This is a genomic window from Streptomyces sp. NPDC005803 (assembly GCF_040630435.1).
Classification (GTDB): Bacteria; Actinomycetota; Actinomycetes; order Streptomycetales; family Streptomycetaceae; genus Streptomyces.
The window spans coordinates 72,323-88,182 of the sequence record NZ_JBEXXO010000008.1 but is presented as its reverse complement, the minus strand read 5'-3'; the positions used below and the strand labels follow the sequence as shown (position 1 = coordinate 88,182).

The 15,860-nt window shown below is 70.6% G+C and carries 13 protein-coding genes and 1 tRNA gene; 3 read left to right on the top strand and 11 right to left on the bottom strand.

The window, feature by feature from the left end:
* Positions 1-57 precede the first annotated feature (57 nt).
* The 3 genes from ABZ454_RS13740 to ABZ454_RS13730 all read right to left on the bottom strand — a co-directional run bounded on the left by ABZ454_RS13740 (position 58) and on the right by ABZ454_RS13730 (position 5,381).
* Positions 58-2,109 carry a sel1 repeat family protein gene (locus tag ABZ454_RS13740; RefSeq protein ID WP_359537886.1) on the bottom strand — a complete coding sequence of 684 codons (2,052 nt, stop codon included), beginning with the start codon at positions 2,107-2,109 and terminating at the stop codon, positions 58-60.
* Positions 2,110-2,321: 212 nt separating this feature from the next.
* Positions 2,322-2,395: transfer RNA gene (locus tag ABZ454_RS13735), tRNA-Met, on the bottom strand.
* Positions 2,396-2,447: 52 nt separating this feature from the next.
* Positions 2,448-5,381 (bottom strand): UPF0182 family protein, encoded by a 2,934-nt coding sequence (locus tag ABZ454_RS13730; RefSeq protein ID WP_359538071.1) that lies wholly within the window; start codon positions 5,379-5,381, stop codon positions 2,448-2,450.
* Positions 5,382-5,508: 127 nt separating this feature from the next.
* Between ABZ454_RS13730 and ABZ454_RS13725 the strand changes: the two genes are divergently transcribed.
* Positions 5,509-6,075 carry a PPA1309 family protein gene (locus ABZ454_RS13725; protein WP_356316802.1) on the top strand — a complete coding sequence of 189 codons (567 nt, stop codon included), beginning with the start codon at positions 5,509-5,511 and terminating at the stop codon, positions 6,073-6,075.
* A gap of 154 nt (positions 6,076-6,229) precedes the next feature.
* On the opposite strand, the gene ABZ454_RS13720 is transcribed toward ABZ454_RS13725, so the two are convergent.
* The 4 genes from ABZ454_RS13720 to ABZ454_RS13705 form a co-directional block, all read right to left on the bottom strand.
* Positions 6,230-7,318 (bottom strand): PDZ domain-containing protein, encoded by a 1,089-nt coding sequence (locus ABZ454_RS13720; RefSeq protein ID WP_359537884.1) that lies wholly within the window; start codon positions 7,316-7,318, stop codon positions 6,230-6,232.
* A 145-nt stretch (positions 7,319-7,463) separates the two neighbouring features.
* On the bottom strand, positions 7,464-7,652 hold the full coding sequence (locus ABZ454_RS13715; protein ID WP_356316798.1) for a hypothetical protein: 189 nt from the start codon (positions 7,650-7,652) through the stop codon (positions 7,464-7,466).
* A gap of 128 nt (positions 7,653-7,780) precedes the next feature.
* Complete coding sequence (locus ABZ454_RS13710; RefSeq protein WP_359537882.1) at positions 7,781-8,242, bottom strand: molybdenum cofactor biosynthesis protein MoaE; 462 nt, start codon at positions 8,240-8,242, stop codon at positions 7,781-7,783.
* A 114-nt stretch (positions 8,243-8,356) separates the two neighbouring features.
* Positions 8,357-9,595: an SDR family oxidoreductase gene (locus ABZ454_RS13705; RefSeq protein WP_356316794.1), complete on the bottom strand. Its 1,239-nt coding sequence runs from the start codon at positions 9,593-9,595 to the stop codon at positions 8,357-8,359.
* Between the two features lie 190 nt (positions 9,596-9,785).
* Here ABZ454_RS13705 and ABZ454_RS13700 point away from each other — a divergent pair, with 190 nt between their 5' ends.
* Positions 9,786-11,252, top strand: a complete 1,467-nt coding sequence (locus tag ABZ454_RS13700) for a zinc-dependent metalloprotease (RefSeq protein WP_359537879.1) — start codon at positions 9,786-9,788, stop codon at positions 11,250-11,252.
* Positions 11,249-11,833, top strand: coding sequence for an NUDIX hydrolase (locus ABZ454_RS13695; protein ID WP_359537877.1), 585 nt, complete (start codon positions 11,249-11,251; stop codon positions 11,831-11,833). The genes ABZ454_RS13700 and ABZ454_RS13695 overlap by 4 nt, the downstream gene beginning before the upstream one ends.
* Before the next feature lie 91 nt (positions 11,834-11,924).
* Here ABZ454_RS13695 and ABZ454_RS13690 read toward each other — a convergent pair whose 3' ends face one another.
* The 4 genes from ABZ454_RS13690 to ABZ454_RS13675 form a co-directional block, all read right to left on the bottom strand.
* Entirely contained in the window at positions 11,925-12,680 is a 756-nt protein-coding gene (locus ABZ454_RS13690; RefSeq protein ID WP_356316788.1) for an AIM24 family protein, read from the bottom strand.
* Positions 12,681-12,699: 19 nt separating this feature from the next.
* Positions 12,700-13,380, bottom strand: a complete 681-nt coding sequence (locus ABZ454_RS13685; RefSeq protein WP_250967767.1) for an AIM24 family protein — start codon at positions 13,378-13,380, stop codon at positions 12,700-12,702.
* Between the two features lie 11 nt (positions 13,381-13,391).
* Positions 13,392-15,041: a TerD family protein gene (locus tag ABZ454_RS13680; protein WP_356316786.1), complete on the bottom strand. Its 1,650-nt coding sequence runs from the start codon at positions 15,039-15,041 to the stop codon at positions 13,392-13,394.
* Positions 15,042-15,147: 106 nt separating this feature from the next.
* Positions 15,148-15,771, bottom strand: coding sequence for a M48 family metallopeptidase (locus ABZ454_RS13675; protein WP_356316784.1), 624 nt, complete (start codon positions 15,769-15,771; stop codon positions 15,148-15,150).
* Positions 15,772-15,860 lie beyond the last annotated feature (89 nt).

Genomic DNA, 15,860 nt, shown 5'->3' with positions numbered 1-15,860 from the left:
CAAATCCCTTTCCCCGGGCCCTCCGGGGCGCTCGCCGCCGGGCCCCGGAGACCTCCGCTACGCGGTCAGCTCCTGGTGCAGCGCCTCGCTCAGCCGCCCCGCGCGCTCCGCGACCTCCGCGGGCCCGAGCTCGACGGCCCGCGCGCACCAGCGCCGTCCCTCGGTGAGCTCACCCCGGCGCGCGGCCAGCAGGGCCAGGCGCAGCGCGGCCCGCCCGTGGCCGTCGCCGGCGGCGCGGCTCCACCACAGCGCGGCCTCGCGCTCGCTGCCCTCGCGCGCGAGCAGCAGTCCCAGGTTGAAGGCCCCGTTGCGGCTGCCCGCCTCGGCCGCCTCCCGGTACCAGCGGCCGGCGCTTTCCACGTCCCCGCGGGCCGCGGCGAGCATGCCGACGCGCACCTGGGCGCGGCGGTGCCCCTGCTCGGCGGCACGCTCGTACCACTCCTCGCACTCGGTCTTGTCCGGCATGGGCTCGCCGAGCGCGGGGGGCCCGGGCGGCGGCTGGCGCGCGTCCAGCAGCCCCGCCAGCCGGAAGGCCGCCTCCGCGCTGCCACCGCCCGCCGCGCAGCGCAGGTGGCGCTCCGCCTCGCGCTCCTGGCCGTGGTGCAGCAGCGCCATGCCGACCTGGAGCGCGGCCTCGGTGTGGCCGGCCGCCGCGGCCCGCTCGTACCAGAGCAGGGCCGTGCGGTCCTCGTCCCGCCCGGCGTGCAGGATGCCGAGATTGAAGGCGGCGTCGACGCTGCCGGCCTCGGCCGCCTTGGAGAACCAGGGCTCCGCGCCGGTCGCGTCGCCCGCCTGCAGCAGGAGCACGGCCAGCGCGTTGGCGGCCTCGCGGTGGCCCGCGTAGGCGGCGCGCCGGTACCACTGCTCGGCCTGCGGCGTACGGTCCTGGGCCGCGCAGAGCAGCCCGAGGTTGTACGCGCCGTTGACGTCGCCCGCGTCCATCGCCGCGCGGTACCAGCGCTCCGCGGTCTGCTGCTCGCCCCGGGCCGCGTGCAGCGCGCCGAGCGCGTTCGCGGCGTTGCCGTCACCGTCCTGGGCGGCGCGCAGCCACCACACGGCGGCGCTCTCCTGGTCGCCCGCGTCGCGCAGCAGGAAGCCGAGCGCGCAGGCGGCCCGCGCCTCGCCCGCCTTGGCGGCGATGAGGTACCAGCGGCCGGCCTCCTTGAGCTCGCCGCGCTCCTCGAGGACGGCGCCGAGGTGCAGAGCGGCACGTCGGTGTCCACGCGCGGCGGCCTGTCGGTACCACTGCTCGGCCTCGCCCATGCGTCCCAGGTCGGTCCCCGTGACCGGGCTGCCGCCCTTGCGCGCGACGGCCGCGCGCACGTCGGCGGCCGCCCCGGGGCCGGTGCGGGGCCCCAGGCCGGGGCGTCCGAAGGCGTCGTGCGCGTCGCCCCTGGCGTTGCGCTCCAGGGTGCGTGCCAGCCGGTACGCCGCCTCGCGGTGCCCCTGCTCCGCCGCGGCCCGCAGCCAGCGCTCGGCGCCCACGTCGCCCCGGTGTTCCAGCAGGTCGGCCAGGGCGTACGCCCCCAGCGCGTGCCCCTGCTCGGCGGACTGGCGCAGCCAGTACTCGGCCCCGGGCTCGTCACCGCGCTCGCGGTAGTGGCGTCCGAGGGCGTGCGCGGCCGCGGCGGAACCGGCGACGGCGGCGATCCGCCACCAGCCCGCCGCCTCGTCCGCGTAGCCGCGCTGGTGGAGGAGGACTCCCAGGTTGTTGGCCGCCGCACGGTCACCGTCGGCGGTGGCGCCGCGCAGATAGGGCTCGGCGCCGCTGAGGTCGCCCCGGCGCAGCAGCAGCGCGCCGAGCACACTCATCGACGCGGTGTCCCCGGCGTCGGCGGCCCGGCGGTGTCGCGCCTCGCTCTCGGCGTTGTCCGCGCTCGCCGCGGTCTCCGCACTCTCGGCGTTCTCCACGCCGTCGGCGGTCTCTGTGGTCCCTGCACTCTCGACGGTCGCGGCACACTCCGCAGTCTCGGCGGTCTCGATGTGGTCGTTGTACTGCGCGGCGGCGGCAGCAAAGGCCACATCCGCCACTTTTTCCGCCGGATGGACGCGCCGCTGCACAAACCGCCCTGTCATCAACAGAGTTGCCCTGTCCCCCATAAATACCATCGTCCCACCACCCGCAACCCGCGTACACCGGGTAAAGCACGGCCGGTGAGGTCACTTCAGCGTTTTGTCGACATGCCCACAGGGAGACAAGTCAAACACGCCCGTGTCCAACTCGTGCCCCGCGAACCGCACTTCACGCAGACTGCGCAAGATGTCCACACGGCATGACGAAGGCCCGGATCCCCTGGAGGATCCGGGCCTTCGTCATGCAGTAGCGGGGACAGGATTTGAACCTGCGACCTCTGGGTTATGAGCCCAGCGAGCTACCGAGCTGCTCCACCCCGCGTCGTTGTGTTCAAACCGTACCACGACGCCGGGGTGGAGCTTTACCGGGTTACTCAGCCGCCACTGTCGGCACTGGCCGAACTGTCCGGCTTGGTCGACTTATCCGACTTATCCGGACTGCCGGACTTCGGCTGGGCGGCCGCTGCCCGCTCCAGCGCGTCCTGCAGATCCTGCTGGGCCTTGCCGTAGGCGGTCCAGTCCTGTTCCTTCAGGGCCGTCTCACCTGCCGTGTAGGCCTTCTGCGCGTCGGCGATCGCCTTCTTCAGCGCGGCGTCACCGGTGGCCGGCGGCTCCGTGGTGTCGCCGGGTGGTCGCGTCGTGTCGGCCGGTGGCTCGCTCGTATCGGAGCCGTCCACCCCGAAGACCGCGTTGAGCGCCTCACCGAGGCTGTTCTCGAAGACGATCTTCGACCCGTACGAGGCGGCCACCTTGCGCAGCAGCGGATAGTTCTGCGTGCCACCGCGCGTGTACACCGGCTCGATGTAGAGGAAGCCCCCTTCGAGCGGCACCGTGAGCAGGTTGCCGTACTCGATGTCGGAGTCGGTGCCCTTGAGGTTTCTCACGAACTCGGCGACGTCGTCGTTGCCGTTGAGCTCACTCTGTACCTGGCCCGGGCCCTTCACCGTGGTGGTGACTCTCAGCAGCCTTATCGTGCCGTAGTCCTTGCTGGCGGCATCGGCGTCCACCGCCATGAACGCCCCGAGGTCGGGTCGCCCCTTGGGGGTGAACGTCGTTGTCAGCGAGAACTTCTGAGCCGTCTGGTCCGGCATCTTTATGCTCAGGTAGTACGGCGGAACGGCACCGGACTCCTTGTTGGTCGGATCGTCCGGGACCTGCCAGGCGTCACTGCCGCTGTAGAACTGCGCGGGGCTCGTGACGTGGTAGCGGGTGAGCAGTTCGCGCTGCACCTTGAACAGGTCCTGCGGGTAGCGCAGGTGGTCCATGAGGTCCTGCGGAATGTCCGCCTTGGACTTCACGGTCCCCGGGAACGCCTTGCGCCAGGTCTTGAGGACCGGGTCCTCGGTGTCCCACTCGTAGAGCGTGACCTTGCCGTCGTACGCGTCGACGGTGGCCTTCACCGAGTTGCGGATGTAGTTGACCTGGTTCTGCTGGGCGACGACCGCGCGCTGGTTGGTGGTCAGCGAGTCGGCCGTGGTGTCACCGAGCGTCGTACGCGAGGCGTACGGGTAGCCGTTGGTGGTGGTGTACGCGTCGACGACCCACTGGATCCGGTGGTTCACCACCGCCGGATAGGCGTCGCCGTCGATGGTCAGCCACGGGGCGACCGCCTCGACGCGCTCCTTCGGCGTGCGGTTGTACAGGATCCGCGAACCCTCGCCGATGGCTCCCGAGTACAGGATCTGCGGCTCGCTGAACGCCACCGCGTAGGCGGCGCGGTTGAAGGCGTTGGAGAGACTGACCCCGCTCTTGCCCTGGTAGCTGGTGGTCTTCTCGCCGTCCTCCTCGTAGTCGAGCTCCTTCTGGGGCCCGCCGACGATGGAGTACTGCTCGGTCTTCTCGCCGTAGTAGATCTCCTGCTTGTACTCGCCCAGTTCGCCGGTGGTCGGCAGACCGGACTCCGTGAAGTCGGGAGATCCCTTCGGGTTCTTGCCTGTGGTGGTGCCCCGGGCCGCGATCGCGCCGTAGCCGTGGGTGTAGGTGAAGTGGTCGTTGATCCAGTTGCGCTTGGGGATGCCCTGGAGGTTGAGCTCGCGCAGACCGATGACCGTGTCCTGCTCCTTGCCGGCATCGTCCTTGTAGCGGTCGACGTCCAGCGTCTTGGGGAACTGGTAGTAGTTCCTCTTCTGCTGCAGCTGCTGGAACGCCGGGGAGACGACGTTGGGGTCCATCACCCGGTAGCTGGCGGCGGAGTCCGCGCTCGCGCGGAGCTTCGTGTCGTCGTCCGTCGTGGACTTGCCCGCGTAATCGGTGACCTGTGCGTCATCGATGTCGTAGGCGTCCCGCGTGGCCTTGATGTTCTTCTGGATGAACGGGGCTTCCTTGGCCTGCTCGTTCGGCTGGACCTGGAACTTCTGCACGATCGCCGGGTAGAGCCCGCCGATCAGGATCGCGGAGAGGACCATCAGCCCGAACCCGATCATCGGGAGCTGCCAGGTACGGCGCCAGAGCGTCGCGAAGAACAGCAGGGCGCAGATCACGGCGATGCAGAACAGGATGGTCTTCGCCGGCAGGTAGGCGTTGGCGTCGACGTACCGCAGGCCCGTCCAGTTGTCCGTGGCCTTGAAGTCGCTCGACTTCACGGCCAGCCCGTAGCGGTCGAGCCAGTAGGCCACGGCCTTCAGCGCGACGAAGATGCCGAGCAGCACCGAGAGGTGGCCGGTGGCCGCCCCCGTGGCCCGCGCGCCGGGACTCGTGATGCGCAGCCCGCCGTAGAGGTAGTGGGTCAGCGCGGCAGCGATCAGCGAAAGCACCGTCGCGGCGAAGCCGAAGCCCAGCAGGAAGCGGTACCAGGGCAGGTCGAAGGCGTAGAACGACACGTCCAGGTGGAACTGGGGGTCCTTCTGACCGAACGACACGCCGTTCACATACATCAGCCATGTACGCCACTGGCCGGAGGCGGACGCTCCCGCGATCAGACCGACGAGCGCGGTGATCGCGAGCAGCACCCACTTCTTGTACGGGGCGAGACTCATCCGGTAGCGGTCCAGGCTCTGCTGCTCCAGCGACATCGCGCTCAGCGGCGGCCGGAGCCGGTGCGCGAGCCAGATGTTCACGCCGATGGCGAGGGCCATCAGCAGTCCGAAGACGAGGAACAGTCCGATCTTGGTCCACAGGGTGGTGGTGAAGACGGATGAATACGCGACCGACCTGTACCAGAGCCAGTCCGTCCAGAACCCGGCGAACATGACGAACGCCATGGCGAGGATCGCCAGGACGCCCAGTGTCATGAGCAGGGTTCGGGCGCGCCGGGACGGGCGGCCGACTCTGATCCGTGGCCCGGTCGGGCCTCCGCCGCGGTCCGGCATCTGGAAAGCCAACGTGCGCACCTCGAAGTTCGCGGTCGTGTGGAGCGGGCCCAGCGATCGTAGAGCCCACCTATGCAACTTACTGAGGCTTTACCTAGTTCCCGTTCCCGGGGCGGAAGGAGGCAGGATGTTGTCCATGTCCAACGTTTCCCCCTCAGGCCCTCCGATGGCCGCGAGCCCGCTCACCGTCGCGGTGCTCGAAATCGACGAGTACGTCTCCGGCCTTGGCTGGGACCAGCCCGCCCGGCTCTTCGCCCTGGTCGACACCGCACGGCTGCGGGTCCAGGAGCCCGGGCTCGCGGCTCAGCTCGGCCTCGACGACGGCTCGAAGGCCGCCGCCCTCACCCCTATCGAGCAGGAGGAGCTTCCCGCAGGTACCGCACTGGACGAGTTCCTCGCCACGATCGCCTGGCCCGACGCGGTCGTCGGGTGCGCGATGACGGTCGAGCGGCTGATGCTGCCGCCGTCCGCCGAGGCCTCCGTACCGGAAGGTCTTGACGATGCCCAGCTGACCAAGTGGGTCGCCGGACACCCTGACCGGCAGGAGGTGCGGATGACCGTGGCGGTCCTGCGGGACGGCGCCCGCGAGTCGGCCGTACGCCTGCGGGAGAAGGACTCGCCGAACGAGGTGCTGACCGGTGCCGGCCTGGTGCCGGGGCTGGCCGAGGCACTGGCCGCGACCTTCGAGTCCTGACCCCTTCGTCCAGGCCCCGCGGGGATGACCTCGCAGGCCTGGCCCCGCCGTCCCGCTCCGGAGGGACGGCCTACCGGGCCTGATCCCGTCGTCCTGCCCTGCGGGGACGGCCCCGTGTCGCGTGGTCCCGCCGTCCGCTCCGGCGGGGACGCGGTCAGCCTGCCGAGCAGCTCGGCAGGCCGGCCGCGTCCCCGGTGCGGATCTTCTCCAGGGACTTCTTGGCGTCGTCGATGGTCTTGACCTTCACCAGCGTGAGCCCGTCCGGGGTGTCGGAGGCGGCCGCCTGGCAGTTCTCGTCGGGGGTCAGGAAGTAGCGTGCGCCGGCGTTGCGCGCACCGACCAGCTTCATGTTGATCCCGCCGATGGGTCCGACCTTGCCCTGGTCGTCGATCGTCCCGGTGCCGGCGATGAACTTGCCGCCCGTCAACTGGCCCGGGGTCAGCTTGTCGACGATGCCGAGGGAGAACATCAGACCGGCGCTCGGGCCACCCACGTCGGCGAGCTTGATGTCGATGTCGAACGGGAAGGTGTGGTCCGTCCCCGCCTGGATGCCGACGATCGCCCGGTTCTCCTTGGGTGCCTTCTCGGTGGTGATGGTGATCTTCTCGGTGCCCTCGGGCTCCTTGCCGGCCTTCTCGGCCGCCGCGGCGGTCTTGGCCGGGATGATCGTGAAGGTGACGTCCTCGCCGGGCTTGTGCCGCGTCACGAGCTTCGCCACGTCCTCGGGCCGCTTGACCGCGGTGCCGTCGACGGCCTTGATCACGTCGCCGGCGTGCAGCTTGCCCTGGGAGGGGCTGTCCTTGAGGACGGTGGAGACCACGACCCGCGACGGCACCGGGATCCCCAGTTCGGTGAGGGCCGCGACCTTGGCGCTCTCCTGGGACTGGCTGAACTCCTCGGCGTTCTCCTGCGTCGACTGCTCCTCGGTCTTGCCGTCCGGGTAGAGCGTGTCGTGCGGTACGACCACGCTGTCATGGCCCAGCCATCCGTAGACGGCCTCGACGAGGTTCATGTGGTAGTCGGCGCCGGTGACCCTGACCGTCGTCATGTTGAGATTGCCGGAGGTCTCGTACGTCTTGTGCCCGGTGATCCGCAGGACGGGCTCGCCACTGACCTTGCCGAGTGTGTTCACGGTCGGCCCGGGAGACATCTCCGAGTACGGCACTTTGATGAGCACGCCTGCGCAGAGCAGCGCGATGAGGATCAGGGTGGAGGCGAGCATCGTCGCGGTGCGGCGTGGCATGGAACGACAGTACGGGAAGGGCCTGTCAGTGCACCGTCGGGGCCGGTCCGTACGAGGGCCGGGGCCGGGAGCGACGAGGTCGCCGGGCGGCGGGGCGGGAGGCTGCCGGGCAGCGGATTGGCGACTGCGTACGCGAGGCGTCGCGTCAGGCGTTCGATATCTCCTCGACCGGCTCGGAAGTGGAGTGCGAACGCTCCATCGCCTCACGGAACCGGGCATAGCCGGCGAGCTCCGTGACGTCGCCGGTCGTGCGATTACGGGCAGCCCAGCTCCCCCATATCGCAGCACCGAGCGCAGCGAAAAACGGAATCAACAACCAGGCGAGTGCTGCCATGACGACCTCCCTGCCCCATGAGCGACCGCAACCGAATGATCAGCAGATTAACCATCTGCAGGACCAACGCTCATGGCAGGGGTGTGGTTACGCAAATCGGGGTGGATGCGTGCCCGTACGGTTTGCGCTCAGCAGGCCCCGACCCACTCCTCCGTACCGTCGGAGAAGCGCTGGTGCTTCCAGATCGGAACCTCGTGCTTGAGGTCGTCGATGAGCTTGCGGCAGGCCTCGAAGGCCTCCGCGCGGTGCGGGCAGGAAACCGCCACCACCACGGCGAGATCGCCCACCTCCAGTTCACCCACCCGGTGGACGGCGGCCAGCGCCCTGACCGGGAACCCGGCCACGACCTTCTCCGCCACCCGGCGCATCGCGTCCTGCGCCGAGGGGTGGCACGAATAGCCCAGCGCCCCGACGTCCTGACCGCCGTCGTGGTTGCGCACGGTGCCGACGAAGAGGGCGGTGCCGCCCGCCGCATCGTCGCCGACGGCGCGGAAGACCTCGTCGAGCGACAGCGGTGTCTCGCGGATCTCCAGCAGCCGGATGGGGTCCTGTGCCGCCTGCTCGCCGGGGTGGTCATGCGTGGTTGCCATGGCGACCATCGTGCCGTACGGCTGCGACATCACGGAATACGCCTTTCACCCGGCGGGCCGCCGGCCGCCTTGGAGCCTCCTACAGCCGCCCGCCCCGGAGCCGCCCGCGGTGCCCTAGAAGCGGCGGCGGGCCTTACGGGCACGGCGTACCAGGGCCGCGGTGCCGAGCAGCGCCACGGTCGCCCCGGCGGCACCGGCCGCGGTCGCGTCCTTGCGGCCGAGCCGGCGGCCGGCGACGGTGTGGCGTCCCTCGACCTCCTCGAGGAGAGCGGCGAGCACTTCCTCGTTCGTCCAGCTCGGACGCCAGCCCGCGTCGTGCAGCCGGCTCACGCTCACGACCCAGGGATGCATCGTGTACGCCAGGTCGCCCGCAGGGGACGGGGTCAGCCCGATCCGGTGCAGCCGGGCGGCGGCGCCGAGCGCGACGGCCGAGGGCAGCTCCATCCGGCGGACGCCGCTGAGCTCCTCGACCTCCGCCTGTTCGAGCCAGCCGTCGCAGCCGACCGCGAACTCCCCGTCGATCTTCTCCAGCGCGGCGTACTCCAGCGCCGTGACCAGGTCGTCGACGTGGCAGAACTGCCAGGTGGGACGCGATCCGGCGACGACCAGGAGGCGCGGCGACTCGAAGTAGCGGGTCAGCGCCGTGTCCGTACCGCCGACGAGCACGGTGGGGCGGACCACGGTGACGTGGAGTCCGGGGTGCGCGCGCGGCGCGCGGCGGCCGAGGCGTTCGATCTCCAGCAGGTCGCCGACGCCGGTCGCCTCGGCCGTGGCGCGCAGCTCGGCGTCCTCGGCGAGCGGGACGTCGTTGTCGGGCAGCGCGCCGTAGACCATGGCCGAGGTGCACAGCACGACGCGGTGGACGCCGACGGCCGCGGCCGCGGTCAGCACGGTCTGGGTGCCGCGCACGTTGTAGGCGGTGCGGGCGGCGGGATCGGTCTCCAGGTCGAGATCGAGCGCCAGGTGCACCACCACGTCGGCGCCGCGCAGCTTCTCCGCGATGGCGGGGTCGCGCACGTCGAGGAGGTGCCACGTCGCCTCGGAGACCTCTCCGCGTCGCTCGTCGAGGGCGATGACCTGCTTGATCTCCTCCGAGGCCGCCAGGCGCGCGGTGAGCAGCTCGCCGACCCCCGTGGCGGCTCCGGTGACGGCCACGACGGGGCCGCGGCTCCGGGAGCGGCTGCGGACGGAGCGGGTCTCGGGCTCGGCCCCGGACGCGTGCGCGGGTTCGGTCCCGGGCGGGTTCTCGGGCCGGTTCTCGGGCTTGTTCTCGGACGTGTTCGCAGGCTTGTTCTCGGGCGAAGGGTCGGCCAGGTTTCGCGCTGCGCGAACCTGAGGATCTGGGGAACTCACCGGGCGTCTCCAGCGGTTGTCTTCAGTACGTACCCGAATGACGCGTACGTACCAGGTGGCGTCCATCCTGCCGCAGGCCGGGAGCAGGCGGAGCACTGAGGCCCCGAGCGGACTTGGTGTCTACGCTGGATGGTGATGTCGGGCAGTCGCCGTCGGTTCGAGCCGGCGGCCCTACGAGCCGAGGAAACCCGTGAGTGACACCCCATTCGGATTCGGCCTTCCGCCGGAGGAGCCGGACGACGGCGACAAGGGCAAGAAGAACGACCCCACCGGAGGTGGGCAGGGTTCGGGCGGTCCGGCGAACCCGTTCGGCTTCGGCCCCGGTGCGGGCGGTGACAATCCCTTCGCCGCCATGTTCGGCTCGATGAACCCGAACGACCTGGGCGCCGCGTTCCAGCAGCTCGGCCAGATGCTGAGCTACGAGGGCGGTCCCGTGAACTGGGACATGGCCAAGCAGATCGCCCGCCAGACGGTCTCGCAGGGCACCCCGGACGGCACCAAGGACGCGAGCGTCGGCCCGTCCGAGCGTGCCGCGGTCGACGAGGCCCTGCGCCTGGCCGACCTCTGGCTGGACGGCGTGACGTCGCTGCCCTCCGGTTCCGTCTCGACCGTGGCGTGGAGCCGGGCCGAGTGGGTCGAGGCGTCCCTCCCGGCCTGGCAGAAGCTCGTCGACCCGGTGGCCGAGCGTGTCGGCCTCGCCATGGGTGATGTGCTGCCCGAGGAGATGCAGGCGATGGCGGGCCCCCTCATCGGCATGATGCGGTCGATGGGCGGCGCGATGTTCGGCCAGCAGATCGGACAGGCCGTCGGCGTGCTCGCCGGCGAGGTGGTCGGTTCCACCGACATCGGGCTGCCGCTCGGACCGTCGGGCAAGGCCGCGCTGCTTCCGCTGAACGTGGAGCGCTTCGGCAAGGACCTGAGCGTGCCGCAGGACGAGGTGCGGCTGTACCTGGCCCTGCGTGAGTCCGCTCACCAGCGGCTCTTCACTCACGTGCCGTGGCTGCGCTCGCACCTGTTCGGTGCGGTCGAGGGCTACGCGCGCGGCATCAAGGTCGACACCAGCAAGCTGGAGGACGTGGTCGGCCAGTTCGACCCGTCGCAGCCGGAGCAGCTGCAGGACGCCCTTCAGCAGGGCATGTTCCAGCCGGAGGAGACCCCGGAGCAGAAGGCCGCCCTGGCTCGCCTGGAGACAGCGCTCGCGCTCGTCGAGGGCTGGGTGGACGCCGTGGTCCACGAGGCCGCGAAGTCCCGGCTGACCTCGGCCGACGCGCTGCGCGAGACGATGCGCAGGCGCCGCGCCTCCGGCGGTCCCGCCGAGCAGACGTTCGCCACGCTCATCGGTCTCCAGCTGCGTCCGCGGCGGCTGCGTGACGCCTCGCGGCTGTGGGCCTCCCTCACGGACGCCCGGGGTCTCGACGGGCGCGACGCGCTGTGGGAGCACCCCGACATGCTGCCCACCGCCCATGACCTGGACGACCCGGACGGTTTCGTCCACCACGAGCAGCTGGACTTCTCCGAGCTCGACAAGATGCTCGGCGAGGCCGCGAAGGGACCGCAGAAGCCCGCGCCCGGCAGCGACGGGGCCGAAGACGGCGGCAGCGGGCCGGCAGGCGACGGGTCCGAGGGCGACGACGGCAAGGGCGACACCGACAAGTGAGCCTGCGCGACGACGCCGTTCTCGTACTGCGGGACTACCGGAGCGGGGCGGACGGGCCCGACCGGTCCGACGACGCCCAGGAGGAGCTGCGCAGCGCCTACCTGGACCATCTGGCGCTGCATCCCGACGGCATGTGGAAGGCCTGCGAGGCCGGGCATCTGACGGCCAGCGCCCTGGTCGTCGACCCGGAGCGCGGAAAGGTGCTGCTCACGCTGCACAGGAAGCTGCGGATGTGGCTGCAGATGGGTGGCCACTGCGAGCCCGGGGACGCCACCCTGGCCGCCGCGGCGCTGCGTGAGGCGACGGAGGAGTCCGGCATCGCGGGCCTGACCCTGCTGGCGGGCGGCCCGGTGATCCTTGACCGCCATCCGATCCCGGCGCCGTGTCACTGGCACCTGGACGTCCAGTACGCGGCGCTGGCGCCGGCGGGCTCGGCGGCGCGGATCAGCGAGGAGTCGCTCGATCTGCGCTGGTTCGCCTACGACGAGGTCGCGGGGGTCGCCGACTCCTCCGTGGTCCGTCTGCTGGAACGTACGCGCGCCCTCCTGGACGGTGGCCGGGAACCGGCGCGGCGAGGGTGACGGTCAAGGGGCGGTCTCTCATGAGACCGCCCCTTGACCGTGCGCGTGCCGTGCCCGTCTCACCCGTCGTGCACGGTGCGCTGCCGCGCGCTCAGTTCCAGGCGTTGTTCTGGTTCTGGGCGTGGGCCCCGTGCTGACCGACGCCGAACTGGGCACCCAGGCCCTGGCCGATCTGGGCGCTCTGCGGCGGCAGCACCTCGCTCGGCTGCACCAGGGCGAAGCCCTGGCCAAGGAAGCTGAGCTCCCAGCCCTCGCCCGTGTTGCCGCGTCGGCGGAAGACGCCCGAGGAGTGCGTCTGGGCCTGCATCTGGACCCGCAGGGAACTGGACCAGGCGACGATCGCGTCGGCGTCGGCATTGACGTACTTGTCGGGCGTGACCTGCATCATCAGCGGCTGGCCGGAGGTCATCAGCGCGACCTTGCCGGTGCCGGAGATGTTGAGCTGGTACTTGCCGGTGCCCGAGATGCCGTACTGGCTGTCCACCGCGATGACCTCGGTGTGGAGGGACGAGTCGAGCGCCAGGACGTAGGCGCTGTCGACCGTCAGACCGTCGCGGTCGACGTCCACCACGTGGACGTACTGCGCGAGATTGGCGAGGTAGACGGTGCCCTGCCCGGAGCAGCGCATCAGGTCGAGGCCCTCGCCGGTGGTGGCGCGGGCGCGGCGCTGTCCGTGCGACTGGTACTCGCCGTCGAACTCCATCAGGCCCTGGTACGCGACCATGGCCCCCTTGCGGGCGAGGACGTCGTCGTGGCCGGTCAGCGAGACCCGCAGGAGCTGCGGGTTCTGAACCGTGTACCGCTCCTGCGACTGCTGTTCCGTGTAGCTGAAAAGCGGACTCTGCATGGTGTGTTCTCCCTCCCCGTCAGTTCCGGACGCGCAGGCGGTCGGTGCTGTCCTCGCTCGGCTGGACGACGACGATCCCCTGTCCGGAGAAGGCCATCTGGAACGCCTCGCCGCTGCCCCGCCCGATGAGCGAGGAGGCCTTGAAGCTGCGCTTGCCCTTCACCTTCAGGTTCGGGGACCACGCCACGAGGGCGTCCGGGTCGACGTACGTCTCGTCCTCGCCGCGTCCGCAGTCGACGACGATCGGCGTGCCACGCGAGGTGATCGCGACCCAGCCGGTGCCGGAGATACAGACGTTCCACAGGCCCTGGCCGGCGAACTTGGCCAGCCCCTTGACCCTTTCGACGCCCCAGGTGAGATGGCCGTCGAACGCGAGGACGTTGGTGCCGTTGACGGAGAGTGAGTCGTTGTTGAGATTGACGACGACCACATCGGCGCCGTAGTCGGCGAGGTAGAGCAGCCCGTCGCCGGCGCACTTCATCAGGGGCGCGCCCTCGCCGGTGATCCACTGGGAGGCGATCTGGCGGACGGCCGGCGGGTTGGGCTCGTACTGGATGAAGCCCTCGTACGCCACCATCGAGCCGGTGCGTGCGTACAGGTCCTGGCCGGTGGCCATGGCGACCTTCAGCATCGAATGGCCGTGGTTCTCCATCCGGGCCGTGACGGGGGTCGGGGCGTAGCCCGCGAGTTGCTGATTCATGACGGGCTCCCTCAGACCTCGTAGGGCTGGACGACGATGAAGTTGCCGGGGGCGCCCCGGAACTGGAGGTTCACGGTCTCTCCGCTGTGGCCGGGGTAGGCGTTGCGGCGCAGCCGGACCTGGCTGGAGATGATCACCTGCGACGCGGCCGACCACGCCACGACGGCGTTGCAGTCGGCGAAGGTGGTCGGGGTGACCGGCAGGACGACGGGCACCCCGTGGGTCTTGACGACGACGGTGCCGGTGCCCTGGAACTGCATGGTGAACAGGGCGCCGCCGGGAATGCCGTGGCCCTCGATCCTGCGGACCTCGTACTGCAGCGACTCGTCGAAGGCGAGGACGCTCTCCGCCGAGACGCAGATGCCGTCGCCCTGGAGCTCGATGGCGTGCAGGTGGGAGCCGTCCTCGGCGAGGAAGACCTGTCCCCGGCCGGTACAGCGCATCAGCTGCATTTCCTGACCGGTGGCGTTGCCGACCATCCGGCCCGCGAAACCCGCGCCCTTGTAGCTGAAGTCGACCTTGCCCTGGTACATCACCATGCTGCCCTGCCGGGCCAGCACTCCGGCTCCGCCCATGGTGAGGTCGACGCGCATGAGCTGCTGGTTCTGCGGCGTCCAGCGCTGGCCGGTGGCGGTCTCCTTGTACGGCTGGAGCGCGGCCTGGAGGCCGGCCCCGGCCTGCGGTACCCCCTGGGGCACACCCTGCGGCATGCCGGGAGGCTGCTGTCCGTACGGAGCCGGGGCGGGCTGGCCGTAGGGCGCGGGAGCAGGCTGCCCGAAGGAGCCGGGCGCCTGGGCCGGGACCTGTCCGAACTGCGGCTGCTGGGGCGGCTGTCCCGGCTGTCCCGGCTGTCCGTAGGGGGCGGGCGGCGCGGGCGGCGGTGGCACGCTGCCACCTTGCGGGGCCAGCGGCGCCGCTATCGTCGGCGCGGCGTGCATCTGCTGGTGCGGCGTGGGCGCCGGGGCGCCGAAGGACGGGGCGGGCTGCGGGGGCTGCGGTGCCGCCGGGGCTCCGAAGGACGGGGCGGGCTGCGGGGCGGCCGGGGCGCCGAAGGACGGGGCGGGGGCCGACGCCTGTGCGGGCGGGGCGAACGACGGTGCCGCGGCCTGCGGCTGGGGAGCGGCGGGGGCCTCCTCGGCGACCTCGCCGCCGAAGTTCTTCAGCAGCGCGTCGAGCCCGCCGTCGAAGCCCTGGCCGACGGCGGCGAACCGCCAGACGTCCTTGAGGTAGAAGTCACCCAGCATCACCGCGCGCTCGGTGGTGAACTCCGAGCCCGTGAAGGCGTACCTGACGACTTCTTCGCCACCGGCGACGATCCGGATGTACCCGGGGCCGACCTGCGACATCTGTCCGGCACCGTCCAGCGTCGCGGTGAAGGACAGCTTGTGGATGTTCGCCGGAATGCGGTCCAGAGTGACGCGGAAGGACTCCGTGTCGCCGGCCTGCGCACCCAGGAGCTGAATGGACTCCTCGGGCGATTTCGGCTGGTTGAAGAAGATGAAATAACGGTCGTCGGAGAGCTGCTCATTGGCATCGAGCCCGAAGCAGCTGATGTCAAAGGTCAGTCCCGGGCCGGCGATCTGCACACCTACGTACAGGTCCGTCCCCGGCGTGAGATCGCTGATCTTGGCCTTGTGGCCGCGTTGGAATTCCCTGGCCATGCGTAACGACCGTCCCCCATCCGGAAGGTGAATGCGTCGCGTCAGGCTAACCGCAAACTCCGGCAATGGGCCAAGCCGGTACAGACCCGGTACAAAATCGCGAACGTCACTCGGTGCGTGCGGCGGGCAGGTGTGGCAGCCGCTCGGCAGCCACCACCCCTTCGAGGTAGCCGCGGGCCCGCTCGGTACGGGGGTAGGCGTCGAGGAGCCGCCAGAACCGCGGTCCGTGCCCGGGCACCAGGAGATGGGCCAGCTCATGGACCAGCACGTAGTCGACGACGTACTCGGGCATGCCCTGCAACCGGTGCGAGAGCCGGATGCTGCCCTCGGCGGGCGTGCACGACCCCCAACGGGTGTTCTGATTGGTCACCCACCGGACCGAGACGGGCCGGGCCCGGCCCTCGAAGTACTGGGCGGACAGACGCTCCGCCCGCTCCGCGAGCTCACTGTCGCCGATGATCCGCTTGTTCTCCTGCGCGGCGAGCTTGTCGAGCATCACGCTCACCCAGCGCCGCTCCTCGGCCTCGGACATCCGGGCGGGGATCAGCACGATCGTGCGGTCGCCCTCCCGGTACGCGGAGACCGTCCTGCTGCGACGGTTGCTCCTGCGGACCTCGACCGCGCTCGTCGCCGAGGCACGGGGCGGATGGTCAGCCGCACTGCGCCGGTGGGTTCCGGCGCCGCGCGCGGAAGTCTCCCCGGCGAAGCCGGGCGACGGGTCGGCGGGCACGCCCCGACGTTACCCGCTGTCAGTGCGGGAAGTCCCGCCCCCGGGACGGTTCGCGCATGATCCGGCCCATGGCTTGCACCATTTGAACG

Excerpts from the sequence above, each read along its gene's own strand:
- ABZ454_RS13740 (WP_359537886.1), bottom strand. The coding sequence starts at position 2,109 with ATGGTATTTATGGGGGACAGGGCAACTCTGTTGATGACAGGGCGGTTT.
- ABZ454_RS13730 (WP_359538071.1), bottom strand. The coding sequence starts at position 5,381 with ATGCCGGACCGCGGCGGAGGCCCGACCGGGCCACGGATCAGAGTCGGC.
- ABZ454_RS13725 (WP_356316802.1), top strand. The coding sequence starts at position 5,509 with ATGTTGTCCATGTCCAACGTTTCCCCCTCAGGCCCTCCGATGGCCGCG.
- ABZ454_RS13720 (WP_359537884.1), bottom strand. The coding sequence starts at position 7,318 with ATGCCACGCCGCACCGCGACGATGCTCGCCTCCACCCTGATCCTCATC.
- ABZ454_RS13715 (WP_356316798.1), bottom strand. The coding sequence starts at position 7,652 with ATGGCAGCACTCGCCTGGTTGTTGATTCCGTTTTTCGCTGCGCTCGGT.
- ABZ454_RS13710 (WP_359537882.1), bottom strand. The coding sequence starts at position 8,242 with ATGGCAACCACGCATGACCACCCCGGCGAGCAGGCGGCACAGGACCCC.
- ABZ454_RS13690 (WP_356316788.1), bottom strand. The coding sequence starts at position 12,680 with ATGCAGAGTCCGCTTTTCAGCTACACGGAACAGCAGTCGCAGGAGCGG.
- ABZ454_RS13685 (WP_250967767.1), bottom strand. The coding sequence starts at position 13,380 with ATGAATCAGCAACTCGCGGGCTACGCCCCGACCCCCGTCACGGCCCGG.
- ABZ454_RS13680 (WP_356316786.1), bottom strand. The coding sequence starts at position 15,041 with ATGGCCAGGGAATTCCAACGCGGCCACAAGGCCAAGATCAGCGATCTC.